The sequence below is a fragment of the Streptomyces sp. NPDC001153 genome, assembly GCF_053598315.1.
Genome location: NZ_JBSFJZ010000014.1, coordinates 158,894 through 172,566, shown reverse-complemented (window position 1 = coordinate 172,566; position 13,673 = coordinate 158,894). Strand labels below are relative to the sequence as shown.

12 protein-coding genes are annotated in these 13,673 nt (G+C 71.6%); 6 read left to right on the top strand and 6 right to left on the bottom strand.

The genetic code is table 11. The features are described from left to right. Positions 1 to 27 precede the first annotated feature (27 nt). The gene (locus ACWDEN_RS18365) at positions 28 to 1,773 is read right to left on the bottom strand and encodes an MFS transporter (protein ID WP_351604430.1); all 1,746 of its coding nucleotides are present in this window, start codon (positions 1,771 to 1,773) and stop codon (positions 28 to 30) included. A 163-nt stretch (positions 1,774 to 1,936) separates the two neighbouring features. Between ACWDEN_RS18365 and ACWDEN_RS18360 the strand changes: the two genes are divergently transcribed. Next, on the top strand, positions 1,937 to 3,148 hold the full coding sequence (locus ACWDEN_RS18360; protein ID WP_450859650.1) for a lipid-transfer protein: 1,212 nt from the start codon (positions 1,937 to 1,939) through the stop codon (positions 3,146 to 3,148). 64 nt (positions 3,149 to 3,212) lie between these two features. Continuing rightward, positions 3,213 to 4,643, top strand: a complete 1,431-nt coding sequence (locus ACWDEN_RS18355) for an MFS transporter (RefSeq protein ID WP_450859649.1) — start codon at positions 3,213 to 3,215, stop codon at positions 4,641 to 4,643. 52 nt (positions 4,644 to 4,695) lie between these two features. On the opposite strand, the gene ACWDEN_RS18350 is transcribed toward ACWDEN_RS18355, so the two are convergent. Continuing rightward, positions 4,696 to 5,337, bottom strand: a complete 642-nt coding sequence (locus tag ACWDEN_RS18350; RefSeq protein WP_351604436.1) for a response regulator transcription factor — start codon at positions 5,335 to 5,337, stop codon at positions 4,696 to 4,698. 313 nt (positions 5,338 to 5,650) lie between these two features. Here ACWDEN_RS18350 and ACWDEN_RS18345 point away from each other — a divergent pair, with 313 nt between their 5' ends. Then, positions 5,651 to 7,219: an alpha-L-arabinofuranosidase B gene (locus tag ACWDEN_RS18345; RefSeq protein ID WP_450859648.1), complete on the top strand. Its 1,569-nt coding sequence runs from the start codon at positions 5,651 to 5,653 to the stop codon at positions 7,217 to 7,219. On the opposite strand, the gene ACWDEN_RS18340 is transcribed toward ACWDEN_RS18345, so the two are convergent. The 3 genes from ACWDEN_RS18340 to ACWDEN_RS18330 are packed head-to-tail and all read right to left on the bottom strand — an operon-like array spanning position 7,197 to position 10,168. Further along, entirely contained in the window at positions 7,197 to 8,471 is a 1,275-nt protein-coding gene (locus ACWDEN_RS18340; RefSeq protein ID WP_351604440.1) for a sensor histidine kinase, read from the bottom strand. The two genes, ACWDEN_RS18345 and ACWDEN_RS18340, sit on opposite strands and share 23 nt — an antisense overlap. Positions 8,472 to 8,489: 18 nt before the next feature. Next, entirely contained in the window at positions 8,490 to 9,206 is a 717-nt protein-coding gene (locus ACWDEN_RS18335; RefSeq protein WP_351604442.1) for an ABC transporter permease, read from the bottom strand. Then, the gene (locus tag ACWDEN_RS18330) at positions 9,206 to 10,168 is read right to left on the bottom strand and encodes an ABC transporter ATP-binding protein (protein ID WP_351604444.1); all 963 of its coding nucleotides are present in this window, start codon (positions 10,166 to 10,168) and stop codon (positions 9,206 to 9,208) included. Before ACWDEN_RS18330 ends, ACWDEN_RS18335 begins: the two co-directional genes overlap by 1 nt. A 242-nt stretch (positions 10,169 to 10,410) precedes the next feature. On the opposite strand from ACWDEN_RS18330, the gene ACWDEN_RS18325 reads away from it, so the two are divergent. Genes ACWDEN_RS18325 through ACWDEN_RS18315 form a run of 3 tightly spaced genes read left to right on the top strand, consistent with a single transcriptional unit; the run spans position 10,411 to position 13,356 of the window. Next, positions 10,411 to 11,286: a MaoC/PaaZ C-terminal domain-containing protein gene (locus ACWDEN_RS18325; RefSeq protein WP_351604446.1), complete on the top strand. Its 876-nt coding sequence runs from the start codon at positions 10,411 to 10,413 to the stop codon at positions 11,284 to 11,286. 25 nt (positions 11,287 to 11,311) lie between these two features. Beyond that, entirely contained in the window at positions 11,312 to 12,388 is a 1,077-nt protein-coding gene (locus ACWDEN_RS18320) for a Zn-dependent alcohol dehydrogenase (RefSeq protein WP_351604448.1), read from the top strand. Between the two features lie 14 nt (positions 12,389 to 12,402). Then, the gene (locus ACWDEN_RS18315; RefSeq protein WP_351604450.1) at positions 12,403 to 13,356 is read left to right on the top strand and encodes a 3-oxoacyl-ACP reductase; all 954 of its coding nucleotides are present in this window, start codon (positions 12,403 to 12,405) and stop codon (positions 13,354 to 13,356) included. A gap of 64 nt (positions 13,357 to 13,420) precedes the next feature. Here ACWDEN_RS18315 and ACWDEN_RS18310 read toward each other — a convergent pair whose 3' ends face one another. Next, the gene (locus ACWDEN_RS18310; protein WP_351604452.1) at positions 13,421 to 13,579 is read right to left on the bottom strand and encodes a hypothetical protein; all 159 of its coding nucleotides are present in this window, start codon (positions 13,577 to 13,579) and stop codon (positions 13,421 to 13,423) included. Between the last annotated feature and the right edge of the window lie 94 nt (positions 13,580 to 13,673).

The following is a 13,673-nucleotide window of genomic DNA, read 5'->3' as shown; positions in this document are numbered from 1 at the left end:
CCGCGATACGACAGAACCCCCCGAGCTCTAGGCGCTCACAGTCTCCCCAGGCAACGAAAGATCCAGCTCGACAGCCCGCTCCTCCCCGGAATGCGTCGCGGCGGAAGCAAGCGGGCCATGGCCGGAGGCCTTCGCGGCGAGCACGTACGCCCCCTGCGCCGGCACCGCGAGCACATAGCCGCCGTCCTCGTCGGAGACGGTCGCCCCCGCCTGCCGCCCCCGCCGGTCGATCAGCGTGACCTTGGCCCGGGCGACCGGGACACCGTCGGCGCCGAGCACCCGTCCCCGGAATCCCCGCAGCACCTCTTCGGCCCGCTCCAGCGAAGCGTCCTCCTCGCTGCTGGCCCGCAGCTGGGTGTGCTGCTGACCCGGCCGGGAGGCCTTCGGCAGGAACAGCGCGAGCAGCAGGCCCACCGCCACCGCGGCGGTCGCGATCAGGAAGGACACCCTGAAGCCGTGCATGGTCGGGATCGCGATGCCGCCCACGTTGTTCGCCGTGTTGGCGAGCACCATGCCGATGACGGCGCTGGACACCGACGTGCCGATGGACCGCATCAGCGTGTTCAGGCCGTTGGCCGCGCCGGTCTCCGAGGCCGGGACCGCGCCGACGATCAGCGCGGGCAGCGAGGAGTAGGCGAGGCCGATGCCCGCGCCGAGGACCACGGAGGTGACGATCGTCTGCCAGGCCGCGTCCATCAGGCCGAGCCCGCCGCCGTAGCCGATCGCGATGATCAGCAGGCCGATGATGAGGGTGACCTTCGGGCCGTACCTGGCGGACAGCCGGGCGTAGACCGGAGCCGTGAACATCATCGTCAGGCCCAGCGGGGCCACGCACAGACCCGCGACGACCATGGACTGGCCGAGGCCGTAGCCGGTGGCCTTGGGCAGCTGGAGCAGCTGGGGCAGGACCAGGGAGACGACGTAGAACGCCACGCCGACCATGATCGACGCGAGGTTGGTGAAGAGGACGGCCGGGCGCGCGGTGGTGCGCAGGTCGACCAGCGGCGCGCGGTGGCGCAGCTCGAACAGGCCCCACAGCAGGAGGACCGCGACCGACGCGCCGAACAGACCGAGCGTCGTACCCGAGGACCAGCCCCAGTCGCTGCCCTTGGTGATGGGCAGCAGGAGCAGTACCAGGCCGGTCGACAGGCCCATCGCGCCCAGCAGGTCGAAGGAGCCCTCGGCCCGCATCGGGGACTCGGGTACGACCAGGAGGGTCAGGACGATGGACAGCGCGCCGAGGCCGGCGGCGCCGTAGAACAGCGCGTGCCAGTTCGTGTGCTGTGCGACCAGGGCCGCGGCCGGCAGCGCGAGGCCGCCGCCGACGCCGATCGAGGAGCTCATCAGGGCCATGGCCGAGCCGAGCTTCTCGCGCGGCAGCATGTCCCGCATGAGGCCGATGCCGAGCGGGATCGCGCCCATGGCGAAGCCCTGGAGGGTCCGGCCGACGATCATGGTGAGCAGCTGGCTGGTGAGCGCGCTGACCAGGGCGCCGACCACCATCACGGCGAGGCTGAGGATCAGCATCCGCCGCTTGCCGTAGAGGTCGCCGAGCCGGCCCATGATCGGGGTGGCGACGGCGCCGGACAGGAGGGTCGAGGTGAGGACCCACGTGGCGTTGGAGGGAGCGGTGTGCAGCAGCTGCGGCAGGTCCTTGATGACCGGCACGAGCAGCGTCTGCATCACCGCGACGACGATGCCCGCGAAGGCGAGCACCGGTACCACGGCGCCGCCCGCTCTCCGGGCCGGCTGGTCGGTCGTCGTGTGGGTCATGGAGTCGAGGCCTCCCCGTAGGAATAAGTGACGGGTAAACCTCGTATGCACAGGCAACTATTCCGTTGCTTCGGGCCTCTAATCAATCCTTGACCGGCTCATGGGTTTCTGATCCGGAGTCAGGGGCTGGCGGGTTAATGGAACGCGTTCTAGTCTGCCCGCCATGAAGGCCTATGTCGCCGGGGTCGGGATGACCAGGTTCGAGAAGCCCGAGACCCGTTCATGGCAGTACTGGGACATGGTGCGGGAAGCGGGGACGGCGGCACTGGAGGATGCCGGCGTTGCTTATGCCGATGTGGAACAGGTTCCCGTCGGCTACTGCTTCCAGCCCTCCACCGCCGGCCAGCGCGCCGCCTACGAACTCGGCCTGACCGGCATCCCCGTCTACAACGTCAACAACAACTGCGCGACCGGCTCGACCGCGCTGATGCTGGCCCGGCAGCTCGTCGAGGGCGGCGCCGCGGACTGCGTACTGGCGCTGGGCTTCGAGAAGATGAAGAAGGGCGCGCTGGGCGGGGGAGCCGACGGCGGGGCCCGCGGCGGAGCCGCTGATGACTGGAGCGCCACGTCTCCCGTCGCCCGGCACTACGGCGTCATGGCCGCCCGGCACGGCTTCGAGACGACCCCGCCGACCGCGCAGATCTTCGGCGACGCGGCCCGCGAGCACATGGAGCGGTACGGCACGACCGAGGCGCAGCTCGCCGCGGTCGCCGCCAAGAACCACCGGCACTCCGCGCACAACCCCTACGCCCAGTTCCGGGACGTCTACGACGTGGCCGGCATCCTCGCCTCCCGCACCGTGCACCGGCCGCTCACCAAGCTCCAGTGCTCGCCGACCTCGGACGGCGCGGCGGCCGTGGTCCTGGTGTCGCAGAGGTTCGCCGCGCAGCGCGGGCTCACCGGTCACGTGGAGATCGCCGGGCAGGCCATGACCACGGACACCGAGGAGTCCTTCGCGTCCGGCTCCTGCATCGACGTCGTCGGGCAGCCCATGTCCAGGGACGCGGCGCGCCAGGCGTACGAGCGTGCCGGGCTCGGCATCGAGGACGTGGACGTCATCGAGCTGCACGACTGCTTCTCGGTCAACGAACTGCTGACGTACGAGGCGCTCGGCATGTGCGCCCCCGGGGAGTCCGGGAAGCTCGTCGAGTCCGGCGCGACGACGTACGGCGGCCGCTGGGTGGTGAACCCGTCGGGCGGGCTGATCTCCAAGGGGCATCCGCTGGGCGCGACCGGCCTGGCCCAGACCGCCGAGCTGGTGTGGCAGCTGCGCGGCACGGCGGGGGAGCGGCAGGTGCCGGGCGCGCGGGTGGGGCTCGCGCACAACATCGGGCTGGGCGGCGCGGCGGTGGTGACGGTGCTGCGAGCGGTGTAGGCCGCACGACCTAGGCACCCGTGGTCCGAAATGCCGATGCAAGGACCGTAACCGGGTTGAGAGCATGACACCCATGCTGGAAGCCGCCGACACCACACCCCTCACATCCCGCCGTACGACCGCGCCGACCTGGCTGGTCGTGGCGCTCGCCTGCGCCGGACAGTTCCTGGTCGTCCTCGACGTGTCGGTGGTGAACGTCGCCCTGCCGTCCATGCGGACCGGCCTCGGCCTCACCGCGTCCGGACTGCAGTGGGTGGTGAACGCCTACGCCATCGCCTTCGCCGGGTTCATGCTGCTCGGCGGCCGGGCCGGCGACCTGTACGGGCGCAAGCGGATGTTCCTCGTCGGCCTCGGCCTGTTCACGCTGGCCTCGCTGGGCGGCGGCCTCGCCCAGGAGGGCTGGCAGCTGCTGCTGGCGCGGGCCGTGCAGGGGCTGGGCGCGGCGGTGCTGGCCCCCTCCACGCTGACCCTGCTGACCTCCGCGGTGCCGGAGGGCGCGGCGCGGGCGCGCGCGATCGCCACCTGGACCGCGGTCGGCGCCGGTGGCGGGGCCGCGGGCGGACTGGTCGGCGGGGTGCTCGTGGACGTGCTCTCCTGGCGCTGGGTGCTGCTGATCAACGTGCCGGTGGGCGCGCTGGTGCTGGCCGGCTCGGTGCGCCGGCTCACCGAGGGCCGGGCCGGCGACGGGCGGCGGCTGGACCTGCCGGGCGCGCTGCTGGTCACGGCGGGCCTCGCGACCCTCGCCTACGGCATCTCGCAGACGGAGGCCGAGGGCTGGACGGCCCCCGCCACGCTGCTGCCGCTGTGCGCCGGGTTGGCGCTCATCGCCCTGTTCCTGCTGGTCGAGGCGCGTACGGCGGCCCCGCTGATGCCGCTCGGCCTGCTGCGGCTGCGCTCGGTCGCCTCGGCCAACGCGGCGATGTTCCTCTCCGGCTCGGCCATGTTCTGCATGTGGTACTTCATGACCCTGTACGCCCAGAACGTCCTCGGCTACACGCCGCTGGAGGCCGGGTTCGCGCTGGTTCCCAGCTCGCTGTCCGTGGTCGTCGGTTCGAAGCTCGCGCCGCGCCTGATGCGGTCGGCCGGTCCGCGGACCGTGGCGGTGCTGGGCACGCTGGTGGCCGCGGCCGGCTTCGGCCGGCAGTCGACGATGAGCGCGCACGCGGCGTACGTCACCGCGATCATGATCCCCGGGATCCTGATGATGCTCGGCGCGGGCCTCGCGGCGACCCCGCTCGCCTCCCTGGCCACGTCCGGGGCGGCACCGGGCGAGGCCGGTGTGGTGTCGGGGCTGGTCAACACCTCGCGCACGATGGGCGGTTCGCTCGGGCTCGCCGTGATGTCGACCGTCGCCGCGGCCGGCACGGGCAGCGGCCACGGCCCCGGGGCGCTGACCGACGGCTACGCGCTGGCCTTCCGGACCAGCACGGCGGTGCTGCTGGGCGGGGCGGTGCTGATGCTGCTGTGGCTGCCGCGGAAGAACCCGTCGACGTGAGGCAACGGTCCGGGCCGCCCATGCCACGAGCCGGCGATGGTGATCCAGTGGTTCACAGCCACCCCTGCTGCCGGGCCTCGCGGACCGCCTCCGCCCGGTTCCGGGTGCCCGTCTTGCCGATCGCCGAGGACAGGTAGTTGCGGACGGTGGACTCGGACAGATGCAGCTTGCCGGCGATGTCGGCGACGGTCGCCCCGTCCACGGAGGCCTTCAGCACATCGCACTCACGGGCCGTCAGCGGACTGGGCCCGGCGCTGAGCGCGGCGGCGGCCAGCGCGGGGTCCACGACGGTCTCCCCGGTGAGCACGCGCCGGATCGCCGCGGCCAGTTCCTCCACCGGCCCGTCCTTCACGAGGAACCCGGCCGCCCCGGCCTCCATGGCCCGGCGCAGATAGCCGGGCCGGCCGAAGGTGGTGAGGATCAGCACCCGGCAGTCGGGCGCCTGCTCGCGCAGCTCGGCCGCCGCGTCCAGCCCGCTGATGCCCGGCAGCTCGATGTCCAGCAGGGCCACGTCCGGCCGGTGGGTGAGCACGGCGTCCACGATGCCGTCGCCCGAGCCCAGTTGGGACACCACGTCGATGTCCTCCTCCATACCGAGCAGCAGGGCGAGCGCACCCCGCATCATGCCCTGGTCCTCGGCGAGCAGCACCCGAATCGACGTGCCGGTCCGGTGCTCCCGGGGCATCTCGTTCATGGTCACAGGTTACGGCCGGAAACCCCGGTCCATCGCAGCCCTCGGTCCACCGGCCTCGCCGGACATCGCCTGGCCGATGCCCGAAGAGACGGATTTCTTCCGATCGTTGCCCAGGGTACGGGCAGCCGCCGTCGATTAAAGACTTGGCATTGTCCGATGCGGCGGGGGTTGACGGTCTCAGGCGGTGCTCAAACAATCGCCCCTGCATTTCCAGGAATCCATGCAATTTCCACCGTCGAAATAGGTTCGGTATTTCGATCGAACAGTGTCCGAGATATCGAACCTGAGAGCCCCAGAGAATCCGAGGTGCCTCGTGCCCGTGAGCTCCCCCCACGTCCGCCCCCGGCGGCTGAGAAGCGCCGCCCTGTCCGTGCTCGCCGTCTGCGCGACCCTCGCCGCGCTGCTGCTCGGCGTCGGCACGCCCCAGGCCGCCGCCGCGAGTTCGCTGCCCTGTGACGTCTACGCCGCCGCGGGCACCCCCTGCGTCGCCGCGCACAGCCTGGTCCGGGCGCTGTACTCCTCGTACAACGGCCCGCTCTACCGGGTGCAGCGGGCCTCGGACGGCGCCACGAAGGACATCGGGCTGCTGACCGCCGGCGGTTACGCCGACGCCGCCGCCCAGGACTCCTTCTGCTCCGGCACGACCTGCATCATCACCAGGATCTACGACCAGTCCTCCCGCCACAACGACCTCACCGTCGAGGGTGCGGGCGGGGCCGGGAAGGCCGATGTCGGGGCGCCCGCCGACGCGCTGCCGGTGACCGTCGGCGGCCACCAGGTCTACGGCCTGGAGATCTCCGCCGGCATGGGCTACCGGAACGACGCCACCTCCGGCGTCGCCACCAACGGCGCCGCCGAGGGGATGTACATGGTGACCTCCGGCACCCACGTCAACGGCGCCTGCTGCTTCGACTACGGCAACGCCGAGACCAACAACAAGGACACCGGCAACGGCCACATGGACGCCATCAACTTCGGCACCGAGTGCTGGTTCTCCCCCTGCTACGGACAGGGCCCCTGGGTCCAGGCCGACCTGGAGAACGGGCTGTTCCAGTCCGACGCCGGATACAGCAAGAACTCCGCCGACACGGGCACCGGACCCCTGCCGTTCGTGACCGCGCTGCTCAAGAACAACGGCCAGAACCATTTCGCACTCAAATGGGGGAATGCACAATCCGGTGGGCTGACGACCACCTATTCCGGAGGTGAGCCGACCACGAGCGGATACTCGCCCATGCACCAGGAGGGGGCGATCGTCCTCGGCACCGGCGGCGACAACAGCAACGGCTCCATCGGCTCCTTCTTCGAGGGCGTCATGACCTCCGGCATCCCGACCGACGCCGCCGACAACGCCGTCCAGGCCGACATCGTCTCCGTCGGCTACGGCGGCGCGACCGGCAGCGCCGGCACGCTCGGCGCCGGCTCCGAGATCTCGCTGCGCGCCACCACCTCCTGCTGCACCGGCGACTACGTCCGCCACCAGAACAACGCCGGCGTAGTCTCCGCCATCACCTCCGGCAGCTCCGGCCTGGACAAGAACGACGCCACCTGGATCGTCCGCAAGGGACTCGCGAGCAGCTCCTGCGTCTCCTTCGAGTCACGCAACTACCCCGGCGACTACCTGCGCCACTACAACTACAAGCTCTACCGGCAGCCCATGGACGGCACCGCCCAGTTCCGGGCCGACGCCACCTTCTGTCCGCAGACCGGCAAGAGCGGCACCGGCACCTCGTTCGCCTCGTACAACTACCCGACGAGGTACCTGCGCCACTACGACTACAACCTGTACATAGCGAGCGACGGCGGGTCCAACGACTTCGACAGCAGCACGTCCTGGACCGACGACGTCACCTGGGCGGTCAGCCCGCCCTGGGCGCCGTAGCCACCGCCTTGGCGAACTCCGCCGACTGAACCGGGAGTTCGGCGGTCACCGTGAAACCGCCGCGCGGCGACGGGCCGGCCGTGAGCGAGCCGCCCGCCGCCGCGAGGCGCTCGGTGAGCCCCTTCAGTCCGGTGCCGCCGATGCCCTGCTGGGGCCGGCTGACCGCCTTGCCGCTGCCGTTGTCGGTGACGGTGAGCCGGGCCTGCTCGGCCCCGCTCTCGACGGTGATCTCACAGCGGTGCGCGTCGCTGTGCCGGACCACGTTCGTCACCGCCTCACGCACCACCCAGCTCAGCAGCGCCTCCGTCTGCGGTTCGAGCGGTGCCCCCGACTGCCGTACCACCGCCTCCACACTCGCCGCCGACAGCGCCGAACGGGCCCGGGCCAGCTCGGTGGCCAGGCTTCCCTCCCGGTAGCCGGTCACCGCCTCGCGGATCTCGGTGAGCGCCTGCCGGCCCACCGACTCGATGTCCGTGATCTGGCCCAGCGCCGCGTCCATGTCGCGCGCGGCCAGCCGCCGGGCCGCCTCCGACTTCACCACGATCACCGACAGCGTGTGCCCGAGCAGGTCGTGCAGATCCCGGGAGAAGCGCAGCCGCTCCTTCTCCACCGCGCGCCGTGCCAACTCCTCGCGGGCGGCACGCAGTTCCCGTACGGCCTCGGACAGGCCGAGGATGGCGGCGGTCACCATGCTGGACAGGAAGGTGGCATAGCCGATGTTCGTCGCGTCCCCCCAGCCGCCGCGGACGGCGGAGACGCAGGCCGCGTACACCGTCAGCAGCAGACCCGTGCGGCCCAGCCACGGCCCGCGCAGGGCGGCGCCCACGGCGAGGCCGAGCAACGGGAAGAACATCAGCCAGTTGCCGCCGTAGCCGAGGGCGAGGCCCGTGGTCACCAGGACCATGAGGAGCAGCGCCACCCGGGTGGAGGCGGCCGCCCGCCTCTCGCGGTCGAAGGAGCGGAAGGTGACGTAGATGTACAGGGAGTTGAAGGCGATCAGGCCCAGCCCGCCGACCCATGGGCTGGGGGTCTTGCCCTGGAGCAGGTTGGAGAAGGACCCCATCCCCATCAGCAGCCAGGGCAGCAGGGCGAAGCCGGTGGGCGGCGGGCCCGGATGGTCGACGTCCGGCGCCCTGCCCTCCTTCCGGGCCGCCCGCTGCGCGGCCTTGAAGCGTTCGTGCTCGGCCCGCCACTGGCGCCGCTCGGCCCGAAAGGCCTGTAGCTGGCACCCAACTCCCCGTACCCACGTCATGTCTGATGTTTCCCCCGGTCAGATGGTCCCCGCACGACGGCGGTACGACAGCACAGCGTACGAACCGAACAGAAAGAGCCAGGCCGTCAGCACGATGATGGCACCGGCACCCGGTGCGTGCCCCTCGGATACGGCGGTGCCCAGCTGGGCGAACCGATGGGTGGGGGTGTACGCCGACAGGGCCTGCAGCCAGCCGGGAAACAGGCTGATCGGGAACCACAGGCCGCCGAGCACCGCGAGCCCCAGGTTGCACGCCATGTTGACCACGCCGGTGCTCGGCCCGGTCAGCCGGTAGCCGTTGCCGAGGCCGAGCAGCGTGAACGGGACCGAGCCGAGCCACAGCAGCAGCGCGATCGCCGCCCACTGGCCGGCCGCCAGCCGTACGCCGTTGAACAGTCCGCCCGCCGCCAGTACCGCGACGATCGAGGGCAGCACGGTCACCACACCGGTCAGGGCCCGACCGGTCACCACCTCGCGTGGGGTCATGGGGGTCACGCGGAGCTGCCGCAGCCAGCCGGTCGCGCGGTCCTCGGCCACCGCGCCGCCGGTGTTCAGCGCGGAGCCCACGGCGCCGTAGGCGGCCATGCCGACCATGGCCGCCGTGCGCTGGCCGCTGTCTTCGCCGCCGAGGTTGGTGAACAGGAGGTACATCATTACCGGCATGGCAATTCCGCCGATGACGAAGCCGGGGTCGCGCAGGGTGCGGCAGGTTTCCAGGCGGATGTAGGCGAGCATCAGACGGTCGTCCTTCGAGTGCGGGATGTGTGTGGTCGCTCGCGCAGTTCCCCGCGCCCCTCGGGGGCGCCTCCCCTGGCCGTCAGGGCCAGGAACGCGTCGTCCAAGGACGCCGGAGTCACCTCCAGCCCCCTGATGGCCCCCAGCTCGGCCAAGGCGATCACCGTCGCGTCCGAGTCGTCGGTGCGCAGCCGGACCCTGTCGCCCTGCACCTCCACCGAGTGCACCCCGGGCAGCAGGCCGAAGGACTCCGGTTCCCGCCCCGCCAGGTCCACGGCGACCAGGTTGCCGCTCGCCGCGCGCCGCAGCTCCTCGCCCGTGCCGTCGGCGACGACCCGGCCCCGGTCGATGACCACGATCCGGTCGGCGTACGCGTCCGCCTCCTGCAGGTAGTGCGTGGAGAAGAGCACGGTGTGGCCGCGCCGGGCGTACGTGCGCATCGACTCCCAGAACGCGTGCCGTGCCTCCACGTCCAGCGCCGCCGTCGGCTCGTCCAGCACCAGCAGCGCGGGGTTCCCGGCCAGCGCGAGCGCGAACCGCACCCGCTGGACCTGACCCCCGGACAGCCGGTCCACCCGCCGCCCGGCCAGGTCCGCGATCCCGGCCAGCTCCAGGGCCCGCGCCACCGGCATCGGCGCCGGACAGCGGGAGGCCAGGAAGGTGACCAGCTCGCCCACGGTGACCCGGGGCACCGGGCGGGCGTCCTGGAGCATCGCACCCACCCGGCCCGCGCGCACCGACCGCTCGGGCGCCGCGCCGAACAGTTCCACGGCGCCGGCGTCGGGCTCGTACAGCCCGAGCAGCAGGCCGATCGTGGTCGACTTGCCGGCGCCGTTGCGGCCCAGCAGCGCCACGGTCTCCCCGCGCCCGATCCGCAGGTCCACCCCGTCCACGGCGCGCACCGCGCCGTACGTCTTGACCGCCCCCGTGAAGGACACGGCGGTGTTCTCCGTCTGTGTCATGCCTACGACGCTAGGGAGCGCGGGCCCGCCCCGGCAGATGCGCATGTACGGACTCGGGCAGTACGAATGTCACTGTCCCGCTGAGCTGACACAGTGTCAGGAGCCTTCACAACTGTGGAGCCCTGGGCTATACAGAGGGCGCCGGACTGGAACGCGTTCTAGATCGGCCCGTAGCGACCTCGGTGCGGCCGACGGTGCGGACGTCCGCACCGGGGTCTTGAACCGCCAGTGTCAGGAGCCGTATGCCCATCGACGCAAGCCGAGCCCTCGCGGCCGGACCCCGGACCGGCGAGATCTCCTGGACCACCAAGGACGTCCAGCTCTACCACCTCGGCATCGGCGCGGGAGCCAACCCCGACAAGGACGCCCCCGCCACCGACCCCGACGAGCTGCGCTACACCCTGGAGTCCCGGCTGCACGTCCTGCCGAGCTTCGCCACCGTCGCCGGCTCCGGCGCGCCCGGCGTGATCAGCGGGCTGTCCATGCCCGGTGTCGAGGTCGAGCTCGCCAAGGTCCTGCACGGCGGACAGACCCTGGAGATCCACCGCCCCATCCCGGCCGAGGGCACGGCGACCGCGACCCACCGGCTCGCCGCCGTCTACGACAAGGGCAAGGCCGCCATCCTGGTCCTGCGCACGGAGGTCGCCGACGCCGACGGCCCGCTGTGGACGAACGACGCCCAGATCTTCGTACGGGGGGAGGGCGGGTGGGGCGGCGACCGGGGCCCCTCCAACCGGCTCGATCCGCCCAGCGGTGAACCGGACAGGATCGTCGAACGCCCCGTCCGCGAGGACCAGGCCCTCCTCTACCGCCTCTCCGGCGACTGGAACCCGCTGCACGCCGACCCCGAGTTCGCCAAGCTCGCCGGCTTCGACAAGCCCATCCTGCACGGCCTGTGCACCTACGGCATCACGCTCAAGGCGGTCGTGGACACGCTGCTCGGCGGCGACGTGAGCCGGGTGCGGTCGTACGCCACCCGGTTCGCGGGCGTCGTCTACCCGGGGGAGACCCTGCGCATCCGCATGTGGCGGCAGGACGGAAGCGTGCGGGTGGCCGTGAGCGCCGTCGAGCGGGGGGATGCGCCGGTCCTCGTGGACACCGTCGTAGAGCACTCCTGAAACCAGCATCGAGGGGAGCCGCACCATGCGCGCAGCCGTACTGCACGAGATCGGCCAGGAAAAGCTGGAGGTCCTCGACGACGTCGAGGCGGTGGGCTTCGGCCCCGGCAGGGTCAGGGTCCGGGTGCGGGCGACGGGGCTGTGCCACTCGGACCTGTCCGCGATGAACGGGGTGCTGCCGCAGCCCGCGCCGTTCGTGCCGGGGCACGAGGGTGCGGGCGAGATCCTCGAAGTGGGGGAGGGCGTAAGGCACTTGAAGGCGGGCGACCGGGTCGTCATCTGCTGGCTGCCCGCCTGCGGCGCCTGTCCGGCCTGCAGGCGCGGGCAGACCGAGCTGTGCCTGGCCGGGTTCATGAACGCGGGCACCCCCAACTTCAGGCGCTCCGGCGGTGACGTCTTCGGCTTCGCCGGCACCGGCACCTTCGCCGAGGAGGTCGTGGTCGACGCCGGCTGCGCGGTGCCGATCCCGGACGACGTGCCCTTCGACATCGCCGCGCTGATCGGCTGCGGGGTCACCACCGGTCTCGGTGCCGCCCTCAACACCGCCGATGTGGAGGCCGGTTCGTCGGTCGCCGTCATCGGGTGCGGAGGGGTCGGCATCTCGGCGGTGCAAGGGGCGCGGCTGAAGGGCGCCGCCGAGATCGTCGCCGTGGACCCGGTCGCCTCCCGGCGCGAGTCGGCCCTCAGGTTCGGGGCCACGAAGGCGGTCGCGCCGGAGGAGCTGGCCGACGCCAAGCAGCAGGTCACCGGCGGCGAGGGCTTCGACTACGTCTTCGAGGTCGTCGGGAGGTCCGCCACCGCCCGCACCGCCTACGAGAACACCCGGCGCGGCGGCACCCTCGTCGTGGTCGGCGCCGGCGCCATGGACGACTTCCTGCGGCTCAACATGTTCGAGCTGTTCTTCGACGAGAAGCGCATCCTGCCGTCCATGTACGGCGGCGGCGACGTGCTGCGCTCCTACGAGCGCACCATCGCCCTGTGGCGGGCCGGCCGCGTCGACCTGGCGGGCCTGATCACCCACCGGGTCCAACTGACCGGGATCAACGAGGCACTGGACCAGATGCGTACCGGGACCGCCCTGCGTACGTGCATCGAGATCTGAGGACGGGGACCGGCATGGCACTGCCATCCGAGGGACCTTTGAAGGGGCTGTCCGCCGTCGTCACGGGTGCGGGACGCGGGCTCGGCCGGGCCGAGGCCCTGGAACTCGCGCGGCTCGGCGCGGCCGTCGTCGTCAACGACTACGGGCAGCCCGGCCGGGACGGCTCGGGGGAGGCCTCGGCGGGACCGGCCGAACAGGTCGCCGCCGAGATCCGCGCACAAGGCGGCCGGGCGGTCGCCCACACCGGAGACGTCGCCGACTTCCAACAGGCCGAAGAGCTGGTGCAGTCGGCGATCGCCGAGTTCGGCAGGCTCGACATCCTCGTCAACAACGCGGGCATCCTGCGTGACCGCATGGTCTTCTCCATGACCGAGGACGAGTGGGACTCGGTGATCCGCGTCCACCTCAAGGGCCACTTCAACACCACCCACTTCGCCGCCCGGCACTGGCGGGAGCGGTCCAAGGCGGCCGGGGGGGAGAAGGTCTACGGGCGGATCGTCAACACCTCCTCGGAGGCGTTCCTCGCCGGCTCCGCCGGGCAGCCCAACTACGCTGCCGCGAAAGGCGGAATCGTCGGCCTGACCACCTCCACCGCCCTCGCCCTCGCCAGGTACGGCGTCACGGCCAACGCCATCTGCCCGCGCGCCCGGACCCGGATGACCGAGGACGTCTTCGCCGGGTTCGAGCAGCCCACCGAGGGTCTGGACCCGCTGGCCCCCGAGCATGTCGCCCCGCTCGTCGGCTACCTGGCCGCACCGGCCGCCGCCCGGGTCAACGGGCAGCTGCTCGTCGTGCACGGCGGCATGGTCGCGATCGTCGAACGGCCGCGGGTGCAGGCGAAGTTCGACAGCAAGCAGGAGACGTTCAGCTACGACGAGCTCGACGCGCTGCTCACCCCGCACTACGCGGACCGGCCGCCGGGGGAGACCTTCGCGGCTGCGGAGGTGCTGGGGCTGAAGCGTGGGTGACAACGGGTGAGGAAAGACGGAGAGGGGGCGCCCGTCGGACGCCCCCTCCTTTCGTTTCCCACCGTCAGGCAGCCGCCTCCGCGGTCTCCTCGGCCGGCTTGCGGTGCCGGCCGTGCGGAGCGGACTCGCTCTCCTGGGCCGCGATCTGGCCCCGGTGCCGGCCGTGGCCGGCAGCCTCCTGAGAGTCGGCAGACAGCTGGTTCGTGGTGCTGGTGTCGCTCATCGGAAGTATTCACCCCGTCAACATGATCTTTCGTACAGCCGGGCGAGTCTAACCGGCGCACCACGGGCCGAATCCAGGCGCACACGCCAACCGG

What these genes read in the sequence shown, in the direction of transcription:
- ACWDEN_RS18365 (WP_351604430.1), bottom strand. Translation starts at nt 1,773, where the DNA reads ATGACCCACACGACGACCGACCAGCCGGCCCGGAGAGCGGGCGGCGCC.
- ACWDEN_RS18360 (WP_450859650.1), top strand. Translation starts at nt 1,937, where the DNA reads ATGAAGGCCTATGTCGCCGGGGTCGGGATGACCAGGTTCGAGAAGCCC.
- ACWDEN_RS18355 (WP_450859649.1), top strand. Translation starts at nt 3,213, where the DNA reads ATGACACCCATGCTGGAAGCCGCCGACACCACACCCCTCACATCCCGC.
- ACWDEN_RS18350 (WP_351604436.1), bottom strand. Translation starts at nt 5,337, where the DNA reads ATGAACGAGATGCCCCGGGAGCACCGGACCGGCACGTCGATTCGGGTG.
- ACWDEN_RS18340 (WP_351604440.1), bottom strand. Translation starts at nt 8,471, where the DNA reads ATGACGTGGGTACGGGGAGTTGGGTGCCAGCTACAGGCCTTTCGGGCC.
- ACWDEN_RS18335 (WP_351604442.1), bottom strand. Translation starts at nt 9,206, where the DNA reads ATGCTCGCCTACATCCGCCTGGAAACCTGCCGCACCCTGCGCGACCCC.
- ACWDEN_RS18330 (WP_351604444.1), bottom strand. Translation starts at nt 10,168, where the DNA reads ATGACACAGACGGAGAACACCGCCGTGTCCTTCACGGGGGCGGTCAAG.
- ACWDEN_RS18325 (WP_351604446.1), top strand. Translation starts at nt 10,411, where the DNA reads ATGCCCATCGACGCAAGCCGAGCCCTCGCGGCCGGACCCCGGACCGGC.
- ACWDEN_RS18320 (WP_351604448.1), top strand. Translation starts at nt 11,312, where the DNA reads ATGCGCGCAGCCGTACTGCACGAGATCGGCCAGGAAAAGCTGGAGGTC.
- ACWDEN_RS18315 (WP_351604450.1), top strand. Translation starts at nt 12,403, where the DNA reads ATGGCACTGCCATCCGAGGGACCTTTGAAGGGGCTGTCCGCCGTCGTC.
- ACWDEN_RS18310 (WP_351604452.1), bottom strand. Translation starts at nt 13,579, where the DNA reads ATGAGCGACACCAGCACCACGAACCAGCTGTCTGCCGACTCTCAGGAG.